Genomic DNA, 14220 nt, shown 5'->3' on the forward strand with positions numbered 1-14220 from the left:
TAATCTCCTCTGTTTTATGCTTTATATTGATATACCAAAACTCTTTCAGGTATAAGAACCTTTTTCCCTTTTCTGTATCCTTCCGAGAGACTTGCTTTAATTTTCTTATCCTGTGATTCATCATCAGTTACTTCAATCTTTGCCTGGTGGATGGATGGATCAAAATCATCCCCCGGGTTTGAAGAATAAGGATCAACATTCTGTTGTTCCAACAAATCTGTTATATCCTCCAGGCTGTACTGATATTCTCTTCTTATATCATCAGCGGACATGCTCTCCCAGTTTTCTGATGTCACCAAACGCAGCATATCTTTTCTCACCTTGATAACTGCTTTCATAAGCTGATCTACAAATCTGTCAGCCGAATCCTGCTTATAATAATCAAGTTCTTTATGAAGTCTGTTGATCATATCATCTTTAACTTCTATTTGGTTTTTAATAAAGCTTTCCAACATCTGCCCCTGTTCTCTTGTGTTCAGAACAATTTCAGTCAGCTCCTCAATATTGGGTTCTTTCAAGTCTGTTAAACCTGATGATTCATTCTCATTATCACCGGATTTGTTTTCTTGGTCTTCCATAGTACCTCCTATGACATTTTTCCTCTATCTTAACATAATTTACAAAATTAAGTGCACCTGAAATGATTTCATAAGTGTTGCGTAACTGAACAATCCGTAACAGTTCAGCCCGTCCCCATGGCCCATCAAAAAGAAGAGCTTATGCATCAAAGGATACTGAAATCCCTCGATACATAAGCTCCTCTTTTTATAAAAACAGTAATTGTCAGCAGTGCTTTAACAGCTCATCATACATACAATAGTTAACCGGATCGATAACTATTTCCTTTTTTTCACCACTAAAGATCTAAGTCATAATTCTTTCCGAAAAACGTATAAACAGAAAGAATATATATGAAAGGGGTAGAAAAGAAACGTAATACTATGGAGGTTTTATCTCCCTGGCAGTGGAGATATGATCAAGTACTTATTTCTTATAGCAGTGCTTTTTTGTTCAGGAACGTATACTGGCATTATACGGTATGCATGACACATGAGCTCTTAAATCACATCCTGCTCACCGCAGGGTATTTCCTGCGATGTCAAACAAATTGTCTGTGATCAGCAATATAACTCAACTATCTCAATGTAATAATTCCTTATGTCGTCTGCAACGACTTGTAACGGTGTCGTATACTAACATCATGTTTTTTGTCTGTCAATCGTGTTCTTAAATTTGCACAATTTTCGACTGATTAATTGTGCAATTCTAACAATCAGGCTTCTACATACCATATCCTGTTGGTTATTTCATTGATTTCCCTGAAAAAACTGCATTACTACTATCTATTGTGTTATTACCCCTAATTCTTTCTTTTTTCATACAAGATTTATACATATTTCATAAATGACTTATATTCTTTTTATAGTTGGCGATGAAGATAATATGAAAATTATATTTTTGCAGGGAGGGCAATATGGAATATTTATTTATGAATCTTATTCTGTTTTTTGCAATTGCATCAATAGGTTATTACATTCTTGATGCAGTTCTTTCTCTTTTTGTTCCAGAGTCCGACCCTGTTGAAAGAGTACGTCGTAAAAGACTGGCTTCAAAGTCTTTCACGATGGTAAAAGGTTCAAAAAAGAACCGCAGAGTTCAGAAGTCCATGAAACGTGCTGCAAACTATTAGATCATCTATTTAAATAGTGTCCCATCAAAAGAACACCTGAGTCCACCCCTATTGTACTCAGGTGTTTCTTTTTCTGCTTTTCAGGAATCAGGGAGCGAAGTTTTTTCCTGCCCGCACGCGGGAAACTATATATATGAAACAGACACATTACTATCAGCGGCCCTGCAATACAAAAAAAGAGAGTTATGGATCCCCACAACTCTCTTCATCTACCTTGGCCGGAATCCCGGTGGATTCTCACGAATCGCCCTAAACCTCTCAACTCACACGATTAAAATCAGCCGGTAAAGCCTGCTCCGGCATCATATTAGCATTGTCATTTCTGTTCTTATATTTATCCCTGTACATTGCCTCATCGGCAGCCTCTATAAAGCTGTCTATATCGCAATATTTCTTATCGTATTTTACATAACCGCAGGCAATGGATATGGGAATCTTCTTCAATCCGGGTCCAAAATTTCCCACCTTCCTCTTTATTGCCTTGACCAGGTTTTTAATGTCTCCTTCCGAGTCCATATTGATGATCAGTATGAACTCATCCCCACCGTATCTTGCCAGGAATGCCTTCCTCGGAACCTTGTCCATAACAGCCTTTAAGGAATCTGCTACATAAGCCAGTACCTTGTCGCCTTCAACATGACCGTAATGATCGTTTATCTCCTTAAAATGGTTTACATCCATCATAATGGCATAAAGCCCGTTTCTTCCGTTTTCCATTCGGTCTTCCAGGTATCTGAGCAGCCTTGATCTGTTGTTAAGACCGGTAAGATGATCCTTATAGATCATCATTTCCTGATTGTTGAAAAAGATCATCAGGAGCATAAGCATTGACGCTGCAGGTACGAAACATCCGGACGTATAAAGCTCAGCAACAGCCGCTATAAAAGGAAGAACCGGATACAGCGCTATACTTGCAACCAGCTTTCTTTTATCGCTGTCATCATACTTTCTGGAACTGGTAAAACATGTAGATGACGCCAGCAAAGCCGTCATATATACTACTACTTTTTGGAACAAAGCCAGATCCCCGTTATGAAGCATGCCGCTGCCATCGATGTAAAAAAACATCCTTGTGAATGGCGAGTAGAGGGATAATGCTGTCAGCCCGGCAAAAGGCATTGCCCAGATAAGCACTCCCTTCTTGTCTTTCTCGAAGAATGGCTTCTCTGTTTTCATTATAAATGAGATCCAACTGTAAACAGACAGATATACCCCTATATCACATAACGTCCTGGAAATAAGGATCAGATTGATCCCATTAAGAGTATGCGCTCCCATATCACTCAGGAGCCCCGTTACACAGTAAAAAATCGTCATAAAAATATGCGCTATGATAACCCTCGCGAAAGAAACATCAACCCTGTTGCTCTTACTGAGACCGGAAACGACCTTCATAAGGACAAGAGCCAATATGGTTACACACAGCACATTTAATTCTATAAATACTATATTGTCATTCATTTTTACTATTCCTTAGTCAATCATCAGTTACTATAGGGCCGGCAATGAATCTCCCTCAGCTTACGAACCCCACAGATGGCAAAATAGCTGATAATTACAGCTTCCAAACTGTTGATAATGATTATATCGCTTAATGGCCTCTATATATAACATATGTACGTAAACCTTAAAGTTTCCGTTTAGTATTGAAAGATTTTTAAATAGTTTTATTACATAAATCAATAGTATCTGCATCAAATGTGGTAAAATACTTACATCGGGCATCTCATCCTGTGATTGAATCATAATTTATGCTTGTGCTGAGGCAGTGTGAGTTCACATCACGGAAAGAATGACGAAATACAAAATCATTAGTTTTATAAGGGGGATTATCATGATGAAAAAATCTATTCTTTTAGCATCTGCTCTGTGTCTGATTCTTGCGGGCTGCGGAGCCAGTGAAATTCCGACTGCAGGCACTTCAGAAACCACTGCTGCAGAAACCAATGAAAAGACCACTGCTGTAGAAGATGGAAGCTCTGCTTCGGTTGCTCTGGATGCAAAGACCTCTGTTGAAATCCACGCATCCATCCAGAAAGAACAGGCTTCTCCTGAATGGGTAACGAACCTGCCTGCTGCAAAAGACGAGAATACAAAACAGCTTTTTGTTGTTGCCGGAATGGGCATGGATAAGACAACAGCCACTGTTTCAATGCATGAGAGAGATAAGGATGGAAACTGGGTACAGATTCTTTCAACTCCGGGTTTTGTAGGGCTTAACGGTCTCTGCCCTGATGAAGATCACAAGGAGGGATGCGCTCAGACTCCTATCGGCACATACCACTTCAATAAAGCCTTTGGAATCGCAGATGATCCGGGATGTCAGATTCCATACGTTAAGGTAACCGATGATACCTGGTGGTCCGGTGACGACCGTGAAGGTATGCATTATAACGAAATGGTAGACATAAAGGACTATCCTGATCTTGTCAAGGATAACAGCGAACATATTACGGATTACGAGTATCAGTACCAGTACTGCCTCAATATCAGCTTCAACGAAGAGGGTACACCGGGAAGAGGCTCAGCTATATTCCTTCACTGCTTCGGACCTCTGAAACCATATACAGGCGGATGTGTTGCACTTCCTGAAAACATCATGAAGCTTGTTATGCAGAGAGTGACTGAGGACTGTGTAGTTGTTATAGACACATTTGAAAATATGGGCGGAAGCTTCTGATAATTAGAATCAAGCAGGGGAAGTTCTTTCCCCTGCTTATTTTTTATTGTAACCTATCGCCATCCGTAACAACCATTCGTATGTCTTCTTGAGCAATTTTTGCATACGGAAATTCTTTCCATATGTACACAATCAGGAGTACCGCACATAGTGGCATAATAATCTCCTGTAACCGGTTCTCCACTTGTATCGTAACCATCAATAGTATCAGGATAAAAACGATGTAAACCTTCGGTGTTAATTGCCCATATCAATTTAGCAATCAACCCTAACGAACTTACTAAAAAAGGCATTACTAATCCTAACCCGGAAGTAACAATTATTGCTATACGACGATAAATATCCCAGGCATCTGCCCTTTTATCATTTATTCTATCTATATCTTTATTTGCTATAAACCTAGCCAGGACAATTGTAACTATGAAAGCAATGATGAATCCAATACCCATACACCTCAAAATATCTGTACTATTACCATATTCTGTCAAACCATAACAAGAAAAAAGAACAAAGATAAAAATACCCGCAACTACTACTAAATAGTCTTTCATAAACCCATCAATAATCAACATTAATACAGCAATTCCAATCCATTTTATAATATCCATTTTTTCCTCCTAAACTTAAAAACATTTCATTTTGGGATTACAACAAGCTATGACAGGAACGAAAAATCTACTCTGTGTTATTTGATTTATCGTCTGTAACTATATATTAGTACTTTATGAATAATGTCTTTCCCCAAAAACTGTAGAAAGTCTATTCTTTGGTCACGCCCAAAGCAGGCCTGTTTAGACACGCAGATTGTTTTTGTCTGCTACCTTACGTGTCACCAGCTTTACCGAGGAGTATTAAAATGGTCCTTTACGTATTTACTAAACTGCTTACCTACCCTTTTTCCGACTAACGCCTTGTTAAAATAAAAAAGTAGTGCAACAAAAGATCACTTTTGTTGCACTACTTTTTTGTTGATTCATTTTTGATCAAACAAAAACCTTCCGCCATTTTTCGGCTACATACCGTAGCACTGCGGACAGTAGATCATCTTCGAATATTGGATATCAACATGAGCGCTGCTCCAATGGCACAGAACACAGCTCCGGAGGTGAGCAGTAACCCTGTTCCGTAGTTCTGCATTATGATTCCTCCTATGGCACTTCCAAGGACCAGTCCCAGGGTCTCCGTGGCAGAGATATATGCCTGCCCTGTAGCTTCATATTTTTCGCCCATTAACTCATCTACATAATAGACTCTGGAGGCAGCCATAAGACCGTAAGCCAGACACTGGAGACACTGTATGAGATATATCATCAGGATGGTTCTTGCGAAGATGAAAAGTACTGCTTTTGCAAGAAATGCCATTCCCGAAATAGTAAGAAAAACGGATGAAGGACGGTTACCCTTTACCTTTGTGTAAAGAAAGAGTACAGGAATCTCCACTATGGCAGCAATTCCTATGGCCATTCCCAGATTTCCGCTGTCACCTCCGATACGCTCTATAACATGGATGAAGTAAGTCATCACCATGTTATGAAAAAGCATTACCAGACTAAGTCCAACGAGCATCCATATAAATCCCGGATAATCCGAAAACCGCATAGGTTTCTTTTTCTCCGGTTCCGACTCTACTGCTCTATTTACATTTAGAACCGGCATGGAAACCGCAGTAAAGAATATGGATAACCCGATTAATCCATATGTAAGGGGAACAACCTCTCTTCCCGAATGTACTGTCATATATCCAAGAAGCATGGATATACCGGAAAAACACAGGGATCCGACTCCACGGGCTATTCCGTAGTTTACTGAGATTCCCGAACTCTTGTAATAAAAGCTGAAGGAATTTATCAATGGAGCCATAATGAGAGTGACTGCCAGAAGAATTCCGAAAAGCACGGCTGAAATAAAAACCGGCTTCACGAAAAACAGCAGAAATCCGCTTATTGCTTCCAAAAGCGCTATGGTCTTCAGCAGTTTTTTTCCGTCTGCTTTCCCGGAATCCACCAGCCTGCCGCTGATCTGCTGTATGATCACCGCCAAAAGGCAGCTTACAGACACAACAGTTCCTATGTAACTTTCCTTTAACCCTGAACCTGACAGATAATAAGTAACGAAATTGAATCCCACACACATGGTCATGGTATGAAGTCCGACCAAAGCAGAATATCTTATATTCTCTTTTCTCTCATCCGGCATGATCTCAAATCTCCAGAATTCTCTTCAGGTCTTCATTATCTGCGGTATCGAAGCACCATGCATCCATACCGCTTTTTATGGAGGCATTAACATTATCCTCTAAATCATCAATGAAAAAGCATTCCGACGGATTCAGGGAAAAACGCTCAAAAAACATCTGATAAATGATAGGCTGCGGTTTCAGAGCCAGTACTTCACCGGAGAAGAATGCACCGTCATAGGACTCCGGAGCAGGTACCACGTCCTTGTAAGTATCTGTCAGACGTCTGCTGACATTTGAAAGGATATATACTTTCTGACCACGCTTTTTCAGGGCTTCCACTATTTCAGCCATACCTTCACGGGCAACATTGTTGTACTCATGCCAGTGTTCAAAGGTTGTTTTTGCAATCTCCCTTACTTTATCGGAAGAAAGTCTCGGAAGTATTCTGGAGATGTCCTTTTCGTCGGTCATGGACCCAAGATCAAGAGCAAGCCACTCCTGGGAGTAAAACATCACATTGTGGATTTCCTTTATGATCTCAGGATCATCGGTAAAATGCTTTGTGGCATTATCCGCCGTATAATCCACCAGTACGCCGCCCATATCAAACACGATGTTCTTATATTCAGTTATCCTTTTCATTCGATGCCTCCCTGCAAACCGGTCGCTATAAGCTTATCATTTCCGAAAATAATACGTTCCTTCCAGCGGGCTTCCTCCATGATCTCCGATATAGTCACACTTATGGCGAGCATCTTTGAAGCCGAAGCTGTATCATGTTCATTCACCATACGGATAAATTCGCTGAATTCATAAAACAGCCTGTGCTTTCCGTTATTGAATTCAAGCTCGGTAGTGGTTCCGTCGTTTAAAACAATGGTGAATTTACTTGCCTTATTCATGGTGTCATTGGAATAAATATATCCCTTATCACCCTGCAGCATGACATGTGCCGGAGATTTACAGTCCTTTGCGGCTATACAGGAAGCCTTGAAGGTCCCGTAATCCATGACAAGTATTCCGCTTGTGTCTATGCCGCGATCCACATTTGCGAAATAATGTATAAATACCGGCTTACCGAAAAGACCCACCATAAAGTTAATATTGTAAACATTAAGATCCATAAGAGATCCGCCTGCCTTTTTCGGATCAAAAACAGGAAGCACCTCTCCATTCATGAACTTGTCATATCTGGAGGAATACTGTGAAAAATTTATGGATGCAATATGGATATTTCCGACCTTATCCATATGCTTTCTCAATTCCAGTACTACAGGAAAATAATTCACGGTAGAAGCTTCTATAAGAATCAGATCTTCCTTCTCTGACATCTCCTTAAGATCCATAAGTTCAAATAGATTTGCCGTGGCAGGCTTTTCTACTATCACATTTTTATGAGCCACCAGGGCTTTCTTTGCAAAGGAATAGTGAAGATGATTCGGTAAAGCAACATATACTGTATCAATATCGCTCATTAAAAGCTCATCGTAATCATAAAAGCTTTTGTCCAAAGAATACTTTTCCCTAAGTTCCTCAGTTTCCTCCCGGGTTTCTTCCGTACCGAGAATATAGACAGCATCAAAATCAAGGTCTTTTATCCCGGTCAGCATATCTTTGACGATCATTCCTGTTCCCAGTATTCCAAGCCGCATATACTTCTCCTTTTATAAATTCACGAACCATTCAGTACTACTTAATTATATCAAAAACATCAGCAAAACATCAGTAGTTAAAAGGTATATATCAACTTCAAAAAAATAGTAAGTACTCTTTCCGGTGAGAGTACTTACTACCTTTTTTACGGAATATATTGCAGCATCGCGGTTCTTCTGAAACCGGATATCACATACATTATTCCCGAATATAAAAGTCCGAAACTGTAGATAAACACGGCAATCTTCGTATTCTTTATAAATACGATACAGCAAATAGCTAAAAGTACATCTATGATCCCATGGCTTAGCTTCAGCTTAAAATGCTTCGATCCGTTTTTCATGGTCTCACGGGCCCGGAGTATCTCGATCACTCCGGCGAAGGCATGCAATATGGCAAGATACAACAGCACATACATTCCCGGCACATCACTTAGAGACATGGTAATGATACCGAAATCCATCAGTATCACACCGATATAAAGGGCTCTTCTGCCTCCCACCATAAACCTGGCCATGGTAAAATAATAAAACATCGAACCAATCCCGGAGACCATAAAGCCCCATCCTATGAAGACCAGAATGACCATATAGGCATCATTGGCAAATTCCACCATGACTCCGGCCACTAAGATCATTAGGATTCCAAACAATATTCTTTTCAGCCTTTGAAACTTCGTCATAAAATCACCTCTATAAACGCATGCTTTCGCCGTTTATTTCTGACTTTTATTTGTTAAAAAACCGCAGTAGACCTTTTCCCTGTTGAATAGTCTTCGAGAATCCTGCAATCATATTTCCGGATTTAAATATCTCACCTGTAACCATACCCTTTTGAGCCAGGGCGCCTTTTATGAATCTTCCTATAAAGGTATTTTCTTTTTCGCCCTTATCGGCTTTAATGTACTCATCCTGGTATTTTTCAACGTCAAAATCAGGGATCTCCTGCCCTGAAAGCTCCTCTCCAAACTCCTTCCAGTCGGAGCAGGCATTGATCTGACGCTTCCTCAGGATCCTGTCGATCCTTTCTCCGTACTTTTCCAGTACCTCTTCCTCATACCGTTCCGTTTCAAATAGGTCAATGCTTCCTTTCAGGAATTTCATGGCATATACCATCTGGGAAAAGGCCTTACGGTAATCAGAGGGGTTATCTTTTATAAGCTCATGATAGTCTCCCCAGGCAGGAAGATACTTATACTTTGCAAAAGAATAATCAGGAAAATGTCCTGCTCTTCCATGTCCCAGGTTCATGATGGACACTTCATTCCCCTGGAAAAGACTGTTGGAATACAATCCCTTTTCAACATCATCAGGCTCCGAGGGACTATGTCTGAACCTGACTTTTACCCAGGTTCCCTCTGAATCAGAATCTAAATCCGTACTGGCATTACCATTTGCCTCGCCTCCTGCTGCCTCACGAAACTCATAGAAATGCTCATCTGTATTGTTGATCACAAGAGTCGGAGTCCCCGCAAAATTACTGTGAGCCCAGGTGTCTGCCAGAACATGCATGGCTATACCCGCATGCTGAAGTCCATGCCCCTTGGCAAGCTCCACAGTCTTTTTCAAAAGCTCCCCGTTGGGGCCGCAGATCAGTCTGTACCTGTCCATGTACCTTTTGGTCCGCTTTGCTTTTTCCGCATAAAGATCCCTGGGCAGAAAATGGAAGGATGCCCAGATTCTGGTTATATCCTGAAGACCCAATACGTCTGTACTTGCATCCATCATCTCAAGCTGTAATTGCGTGGTTGCCGCATTCTGAGGTGCGCCGATCTTTAAAAGAAGTGTCCTTGAACAAAGATCCACGAACTGGGCACTGTAGCAGATATCTAAACATTCTTCATGATCGAAACCTGCAAGGAACGCAGCACAGTAGGTTGCATAATAATGAAAATCTTCCTGCATATCACACCTCACTCAAAACTGTGCCTTTGGAAAGCCTCTTTATCTGAATCGCAGCATATATCATATCCCCCAGTGCAAAGCAGGTGGTAATGTCTACAAACAACGCTGCCAATATAGTATCTATCTGTGTAAGATCCTCTTTGATTTCAATAAAGTATCCCGGAAGCCCGAGTACTGTCAGAATAAAAAACAATGCCGCAAATACTAAAAAGAAAAGCCTTTTACTCTTTCCACTGGCATATCTTATGGCTCTTCTTCCCAGATATACATACATAAGGACTATGATCCCCATGATCAGAAAAAAGGTCACGGTTAAAAAAGCCCCATACTCTTCCAGTTCTTCTTCAGTGACACGCATTAAATCCATGATGGTTTTGTCACCAAAGCATATGATCATGAAATACTTCAACACTGTCCAACACCCCACCAGGAGCATTGCCTTCCCGTTCAGCTCTATATTTTTTCGGTATCTTCTTAACTTTACTTTTGTTTCTTCATCCATGGTGTATCTTATACCTCCTAGAATCAGGAAGTTTTCTGACTAACTGATTCTAATTAAAAATCGACTGGATTAATGAATTATATAAATGGGCTTAATATGGTTTCAAGTCCTGTGACAAAGCTTCAAAAGCTACAGGTTACAAAATTCTCTCAAATAACAAAGCCGGAGGAGCTGTTCCGAAAACAGAACAGCCCCTCCTTTTTTGAATAAAAAACATTTACTGAATCACAATACACTCATATGGTCTTAAGACATCAATACCTGAAATCCGGCTTTCGTCATAGTTTGAGAGCAGGATTTTCCTGCCTGTCATATCTATACTTTGAGGCAGACTCACTTCATCTTTTGACATATTGTTGAGCACTAGGATGTCTCCATCCTCTCCGACTCTCTTATAGGCCAGAATCTCTTTTACAGAATCGAAGATAAATTCGATACTGCCGTCCCGGATGACCTCATATTCCTTCCTGAGCTTTACAAGCTTTCTGTAAAAGTTAAGAACAGAATCTTCATCCGCTTCCTGGTCGTAAACATTAACACCCTCACGATCCTCCGGAAGACTTATCCAGGGTTCCGCCTCGGAAAAGCCCGCATACTTAGTGTTATCCCACTGCATGGGCGTCCTGGAATTATCTCTTGAACGTTCTCCTAAAATATGAAGTGCCTCTTCTTTGCTTTTTCCACTTTCCCGAAGTATCTTATAGTAGTTAATGCTCTCCACATCCCGATAATCCTCTATTTTATCGAAATGCGGATTCATCATGCCGATTTCTTCACCCTGATATATATAAGGTGTTCCGCGAAGCATATGTATGCTGCAGGCAAGCATCTTTGCTGACTCTTTCCAATATTTATGTTCATCCCCAAGTCTTGAGACTACTCTCGGCTGGTCGTGATTGCACCAGAAAACAGCATTCCATCCGTTTTTTTCCTGCATCCTGAGCTGCCACTCACGGAATATATCCTTCAGCTTATCGTAATCCGGCCTCTGAAGCTCCCATTTTTCTCCATCCTTGTAATCTATTTTCAAATGATGAAAGTTGAAGCACATGGAGAGTTCCTTTTCTCCGGGATCCGTGTATCTGATGCAGTGATCGATGCAAGTTGAAGACATTTCCCCTACCGTCAGCATGTCCTCTATACCCGTATCCGCCACAAGCTCCTTCAGATATTCATGTACATGTGGTCCGTCAGTATAGAATCTTCGTCCGTCACCTTCCTCATCATCCCGGAATATCTCCGGCTTTGATATGAGATTTACTACGTCAAATCTGAATCCCCTGACTCCCTTGTCCTTCCAGAAAAGGATGACCTTCTTTAACTCGTTCCTTACTTCCGGATTATCCCAGTTAAGATCTGCCTGTGTTACATCAAAAAGATGAAGATACCATTTTCCGAGAGAAGGAACATATTCCCAGGCACTGCCGCCGAACTTTGACTGCCAGTTCGTAGGTGGTTCGTCAGCATTACCATCACGGAAAATATAGTAGTTCATATACTTCTCTTCACCGGCGAGGGCACGTTTAAACCACTCGTGTTCTGTAGAGGTGTGGTTGAAGACCATATCAAATATGATCCCCAATCCTCGTTTTCCGGCTTCCGTAATAAGCTCAGTTACATCCTCCATATTTCCAAACATAGGATTAATGTCAAGATAATCCTCTATATCGTACCCATTGTCATTCATGGGTGATTTAAAGAAAGGTGTACTCCAGATATAATCCACCCCGAGACTACGGATGTAATCAAGCTTTTCGATGATTCCCCTTATGTCACCGACTCCGTCGCCGTTGCTGTCACAGAAAGACTTCGGATATATCTGATAAATCGTACTCTTACTAAAATTCTTCATAACTTTCCTCCATGGGTCAGGCACGAGCCGAATTAATCCGAACTCGAATCTCACCCTCCAAATAATCTCAAAAGTTTACTGTCAAACTCATTTGGAGGATCAGACAGCTGCCAGATTAATCCTGACTGCTGCCGACCCACATTTCAGATTTCAATGCTTACTTTCAAACTCTTATACCTGTTTCAAACGCTTACCGCCGGCTTCATAACCTTTACGGTTCCTCTTTTTTTACCTACCGCAACAGTGAGAAGGAACGGAACTGCTACAGCAACAAGTGTACAGATTGCGAAGCTTGCCATGTGCTGAGGCTGGATTGAAAGGATTCCGGGAAGGCCGCCTACACCGATGGCGTTGGCTGTTGTTCCTGTTGCCACGCAGATTACAGCGGCACATGCCGAACCGATCATTCCGCATACGAAAGGATAAACATGCTTTAAGTTTACTCCGAACATAGCAGGCTCTGTTACGCCGAGATAGCAGGAGATGCATGAAGGAACATTAACCTCCTGAGCCTCCGGATCCTTCTTCTGTAAGAAGATCATTCCAAGGACTGCTGAACCCTGTGCGATATTTGAAAGAGCGATCATCGGCCAAAGCATGGTTCCGCCATAGTCAGCGATGAGCTGAAGGTCGATGGCATTGGACATATGATGAAGTCCGGTGATAACCAGTGGTGCATAAATGAAACCGAAGATTCCGCCAAAGATAACCTTCATTGAGCCTGTGATACCTGCATACACAACCGCTGAAATTGCTGAGCCGATCTTCCAGCCGATAGGTCCCAGAACAAAGTGTGCTGCAATAACCGATAAAAGCAGACTGCAGAATGGAACAACTATCATTGAAACAACCGCAGGAGTGATCTTTCTGAAGAATTTTTCAAGGTATGCCAATGTAAATGCCGCAAGCATTGCCGGTATAACCTGAGCCTGATAGCCTATCATGTTTACTTTGAAGAAACCGAAATTCCATGCCGGAATCTCAGTAGCGCCTGCAACAGCATAGGCATTTAAAAGCTGTCCTGATACAAGTGTGAGACCCAGAATGATACCGAGAATCTGTGTGGTTCCCATTTTCTTTGTAACTGACCAGCAGATACCAACAGGAAGCATATGAAATACCGCTTCACCAATAAGCCACAGGAAACTGTCTATTCCCGCCCAGAATACACTGATGTCACATAAGGTTTTGGTTCCGTTTTCGAAAAGGTACAGACTGTCAATGCAGTTTCTGAAACCGAGGATCAGACCTCCTGTGATGATGGCCGGGATGAGTGGTGCAAATACCTCTGCCAGAGCTGTTATCATTCTCTGAAGTGCATTCTGATTCTGCTTTGCAGCACTCTTAACCGCATCCTTTGACACACCTTCGATGCCTGATACCGCGATGAAATCATTGTAAAAATCCCCCACCGTTGTTCCGATGATCACCTGAAACTGTCCTGACTGTGTAAAGCTTCCCTTTACCGATTTGAGCTGCTCTATACCCGGAACATCTGCCTTTGCCGGATCATTAAGAACAAATCTCATTCTGGTAACACAATGTGATACCGCTGCAATATTCTCTTTTCCACCTACGAGCTTTAAAAGCTCCTTTGCGTCCTCCGCATACTTACCCATAACGACCTCCGTTTAAAATCATCTTGTTTGAACAAGTTCTGAGAAATTTATAACACACTTGTTTAAACATGTCAACAAAAATTCCGCAGGTTGTTTAAACAAGTTTTCTGACTAAGTAACAGTTCAGACATAGCACATGAA

General features: G+C 41.3%; 12 protein-coding genes and 1 pseudogene. 2 read left to right on the top strand and 11 right to left on the bottom strand.

Translation table 11 applies throughout. The annotated features are described in order from the left end of the window. Positions 1-14: 14 nt before the first annotated feature. On the bottom strand, positions 15-578 hold the full coding sequence (grpE, locus tag T357_RS0101150) for a nucleotide exchange factor GrpE (protein ID WP_031547776.1): 564 nt from the start codon (positions 576-578) through the stop codon (positions 15-17). Positions 579-1474: 896 nt separating this feature from the next. On the opposite strand from grpE, the gene T357_RS0101155 reads away from it, so the two are divergent. Beyond that, complete coding sequence (locus T357_RS0101155) at positions 1475-1690, top strand: hypothetical protein (RefSeq protein ID WP_031547778.1); 216 nt, start codon at positions 1475-1477, stop codon at positions 1688-1690. 258 nt (positions 1691-1948) lie between these two features. On the opposite strand, the gene T357_RS0101160 is transcribed toward T357_RS0101155, so the two are convergent. Beyond that, positions 1949-3151, bottom strand: a complete 1203-nt coding sequence (locus T357_RS0101160; RefSeq protein ID WP_031547781.1) for a GGDEF domain-containing protein — start codon at positions 3149-3151, stop codon at positions 1949-1951. Positions 3152-3524: 373 nt separating this feature from the next. On the opposite strand from T357_RS0101160, the gene T357_RS0101165 reads away from it, so the two are divergent. Further along, positions 3525-4370 (top strand): hypothetical protein, encoded by an 846-nt coding sequence (locus T357_RS0101165; RefSeq protein ID WP_155991179.1) that lies wholly within the window; start codon positions 3525-3527, stop codon positions 4368-4370. A 53-nt stretch (positions 4371-4423) separates the two neighbouring features. On the opposite strand, the gene T357_RS0101170 is transcribed toward T357_RS0101165, so the two are convergent. From T357_RS0101170 to treP, 9 genes and pseudogenes are all read right to left on the bottom strand, one after another. Then, positions 4424-4978, bottom strand: coding sequence for a hypothetical protein (locus T357_RS0101170; RefSeq protein ID WP_031547788.1), 555 nt, complete (start codon positions 4976-4978; stop codon positions 4424-4426). Between the two features lie 433 nt (positions 4979-5411). Then, entirely contained in the window at positions 5412-6566 is a 1155-nt protein-coding gene (locus T357_RS0101175) for an MFS transporter (RefSeq protein WP_031547795.1), read from the bottom strand. 4 nt (positions 6567-6570) lie between these two features. Next, complete coding sequence (locus tag T357_RS0101180) at positions 6571-7191, bottom strand: HAD-IA family hydrolase (RefSeq protein ID WP_031547797.1); 621 nt, start codon at positions 7189-7191, stop codon at positions 6571-6573. Then, entirely contained in the window at positions 7188-8201 is a 1014-nt protein-coding gene (locus T357_RS0101185; RefSeq protein WP_031547799.1) for a Gfo/Idh/MocA family protein, read from the bottom strand. Before T357_RS0101185 ends, T357_RS0101180 begins: the two co-directional genes overlap by 4 nt. Before the next feature lie 146 nt (positions 8202-8347). Then, positions 8348-8884 carry a DUF308 domain-containing protein gene (locus tag T357_RS0101190; protein ID WP_081827991.1) on the bottom strand — a complete coding sequence of 179 codons (537 nt, stop codon included), beginning with the start codon at positions 8882-8884 and terminating at the stop codon, positions 8348-8350. A 46-nt stretch (positions 8885-8930) separates the two neighbouring features. Further along, positions 8931-10106, bottom strand: coding sequence for a DUF6765 family protein (locus T357_RS0101195; RefSeq protein WP_031547803.1), 1176 nt, complete (start codon positions 10104-10106; stop codon positions 8931-8933). Position 10107: 1 nt separating this feature from the next. Further along, positions 10108-10608, bottom strand: a complete 501-nt coding sequence (locus tag T357_RS0101200; RefSeq protein WP_031547805.1) for a hypothetical protein — start codon at positions 10606-10608, stop codon at positions 10108-10110. 217 nt (positions 10609-10825) lie between these two features. Beyond that, positions 10826-12460, bottom strand: coding sequence for an alpha,alpha-phosphotrehalase (treC, locus tag T357_RS0101205; protein WP_031547807.1), 1635 nt, complete (start codon positions 12458-12460; stop codon positions 10826-10828). Positions 12461-12678: 218 nt separating this feature from the next. Further along, positions 12679-14079 (bottom strand): annotated as a pseudogene (treP, locus tag T357_RS0101210) (PTS system trehalose-specific EIIBC component); the annotation flags it as partial. Between the last annotated feature and the right edge of the window lie 141 nt (positions 14080-14220).

This window comes from Oribacterium sp. FC2011 (assembly GCF_000701645.1).
Lineage (GTDB): Bacteria > Bacillota > Clostridia > Lachnospirales > Lachnospiraceae > Oribacterium.

What these genes read in the sequence shown, in the direction of transcription:
- T357_RS0101200 (WP_031547805.1), bottom strand. Translation starts at nt 10,608, where the DNA reads ATGGATGAAGAAACAAAAGTAAAGTTAAGAAGATACCGAAAAAATATA.
- grpE (WP_031547776.1), bottom strand. Translation starts at nt 578, where the DNA reads ATGGAAGACCAAGAAAACAAATCCGGTGATAATGAGAATGAATCATCA.
- T357_RS0101155 (WP_031547778.1), top strand. Translation starts at nt 1,475, where the DNA reads ATGGAATATTTATTTATGAATCTTATTCTGTTTTTTGCAATTGCATCA.
- T357_RS0101190 (WP_081827991.1), bottom strand. Translation starts at nt 8,884, where the DNA reads ATGACGAAGTTTCAAAGGCTGAAAAGAATATTGTTTGGAATCCTAATG.
- treC (WP_031547807.1), bottom strand. Translation starts at nt 12,460, where the DNA reads ATGAAGAATTTTAGTAAGAGTACGATTTATCAGATATATCCGAAGTCT.
- T357_RS0101180 (WP_031547797.1), bottom strand. Translation starts at nt 7,191, where the DNA reads ATGAAAAGGATAACTGAATATAAGAACATCGTGTTTGATATGGGCGGC.
- T357_RS0101195 (WP_031547803.1), bottom strand. Translation starts at nt 10,106, where the DNA reads ATGCAGGAAGATTTTCATTATTATGCAACCTACTGTGCTGCGTTCCTT.
- T357_RS0101175 (WP_031547795.1), bottom strand. Translation starts at nt 6,566, where the DNA reads ATGCCGGATGAGAGAAAAGAGAATATAAGATATTCTGCTTTGGTCGGA.
- T357_RS0101160 (WP_031547781.1), bottom strand. Translation starts at nt 3,151, where the DNA reads ATGAATGACAATATAGTATTTATAGAATTAAATGTGCTGTGTGTAACC.
- T357_RS0101170 (WP_031547788.1), bottom strand. Translation starts at nt 4,978, where the DNA reads ATGGATATTATAAAATGGATTGGAATTGCTGTATTAATGTTGATTATT.
- T357_RS0101165 (WP_155991179.1), top strand. Translation starts at nt 3,525, where the DNA reads ATGATGAAAAAATCTATTCTTTTAGCATCTGCTCTGTGTCTGATTCTT.
- T357_RS0101185 (WP_031547799.1), bottom strand. Translation starts at nt 8,201, where the DNA reads ATGCGGCTTGGAATACTGGGAACAGGAATGATCGTCAAAGATATGCTG.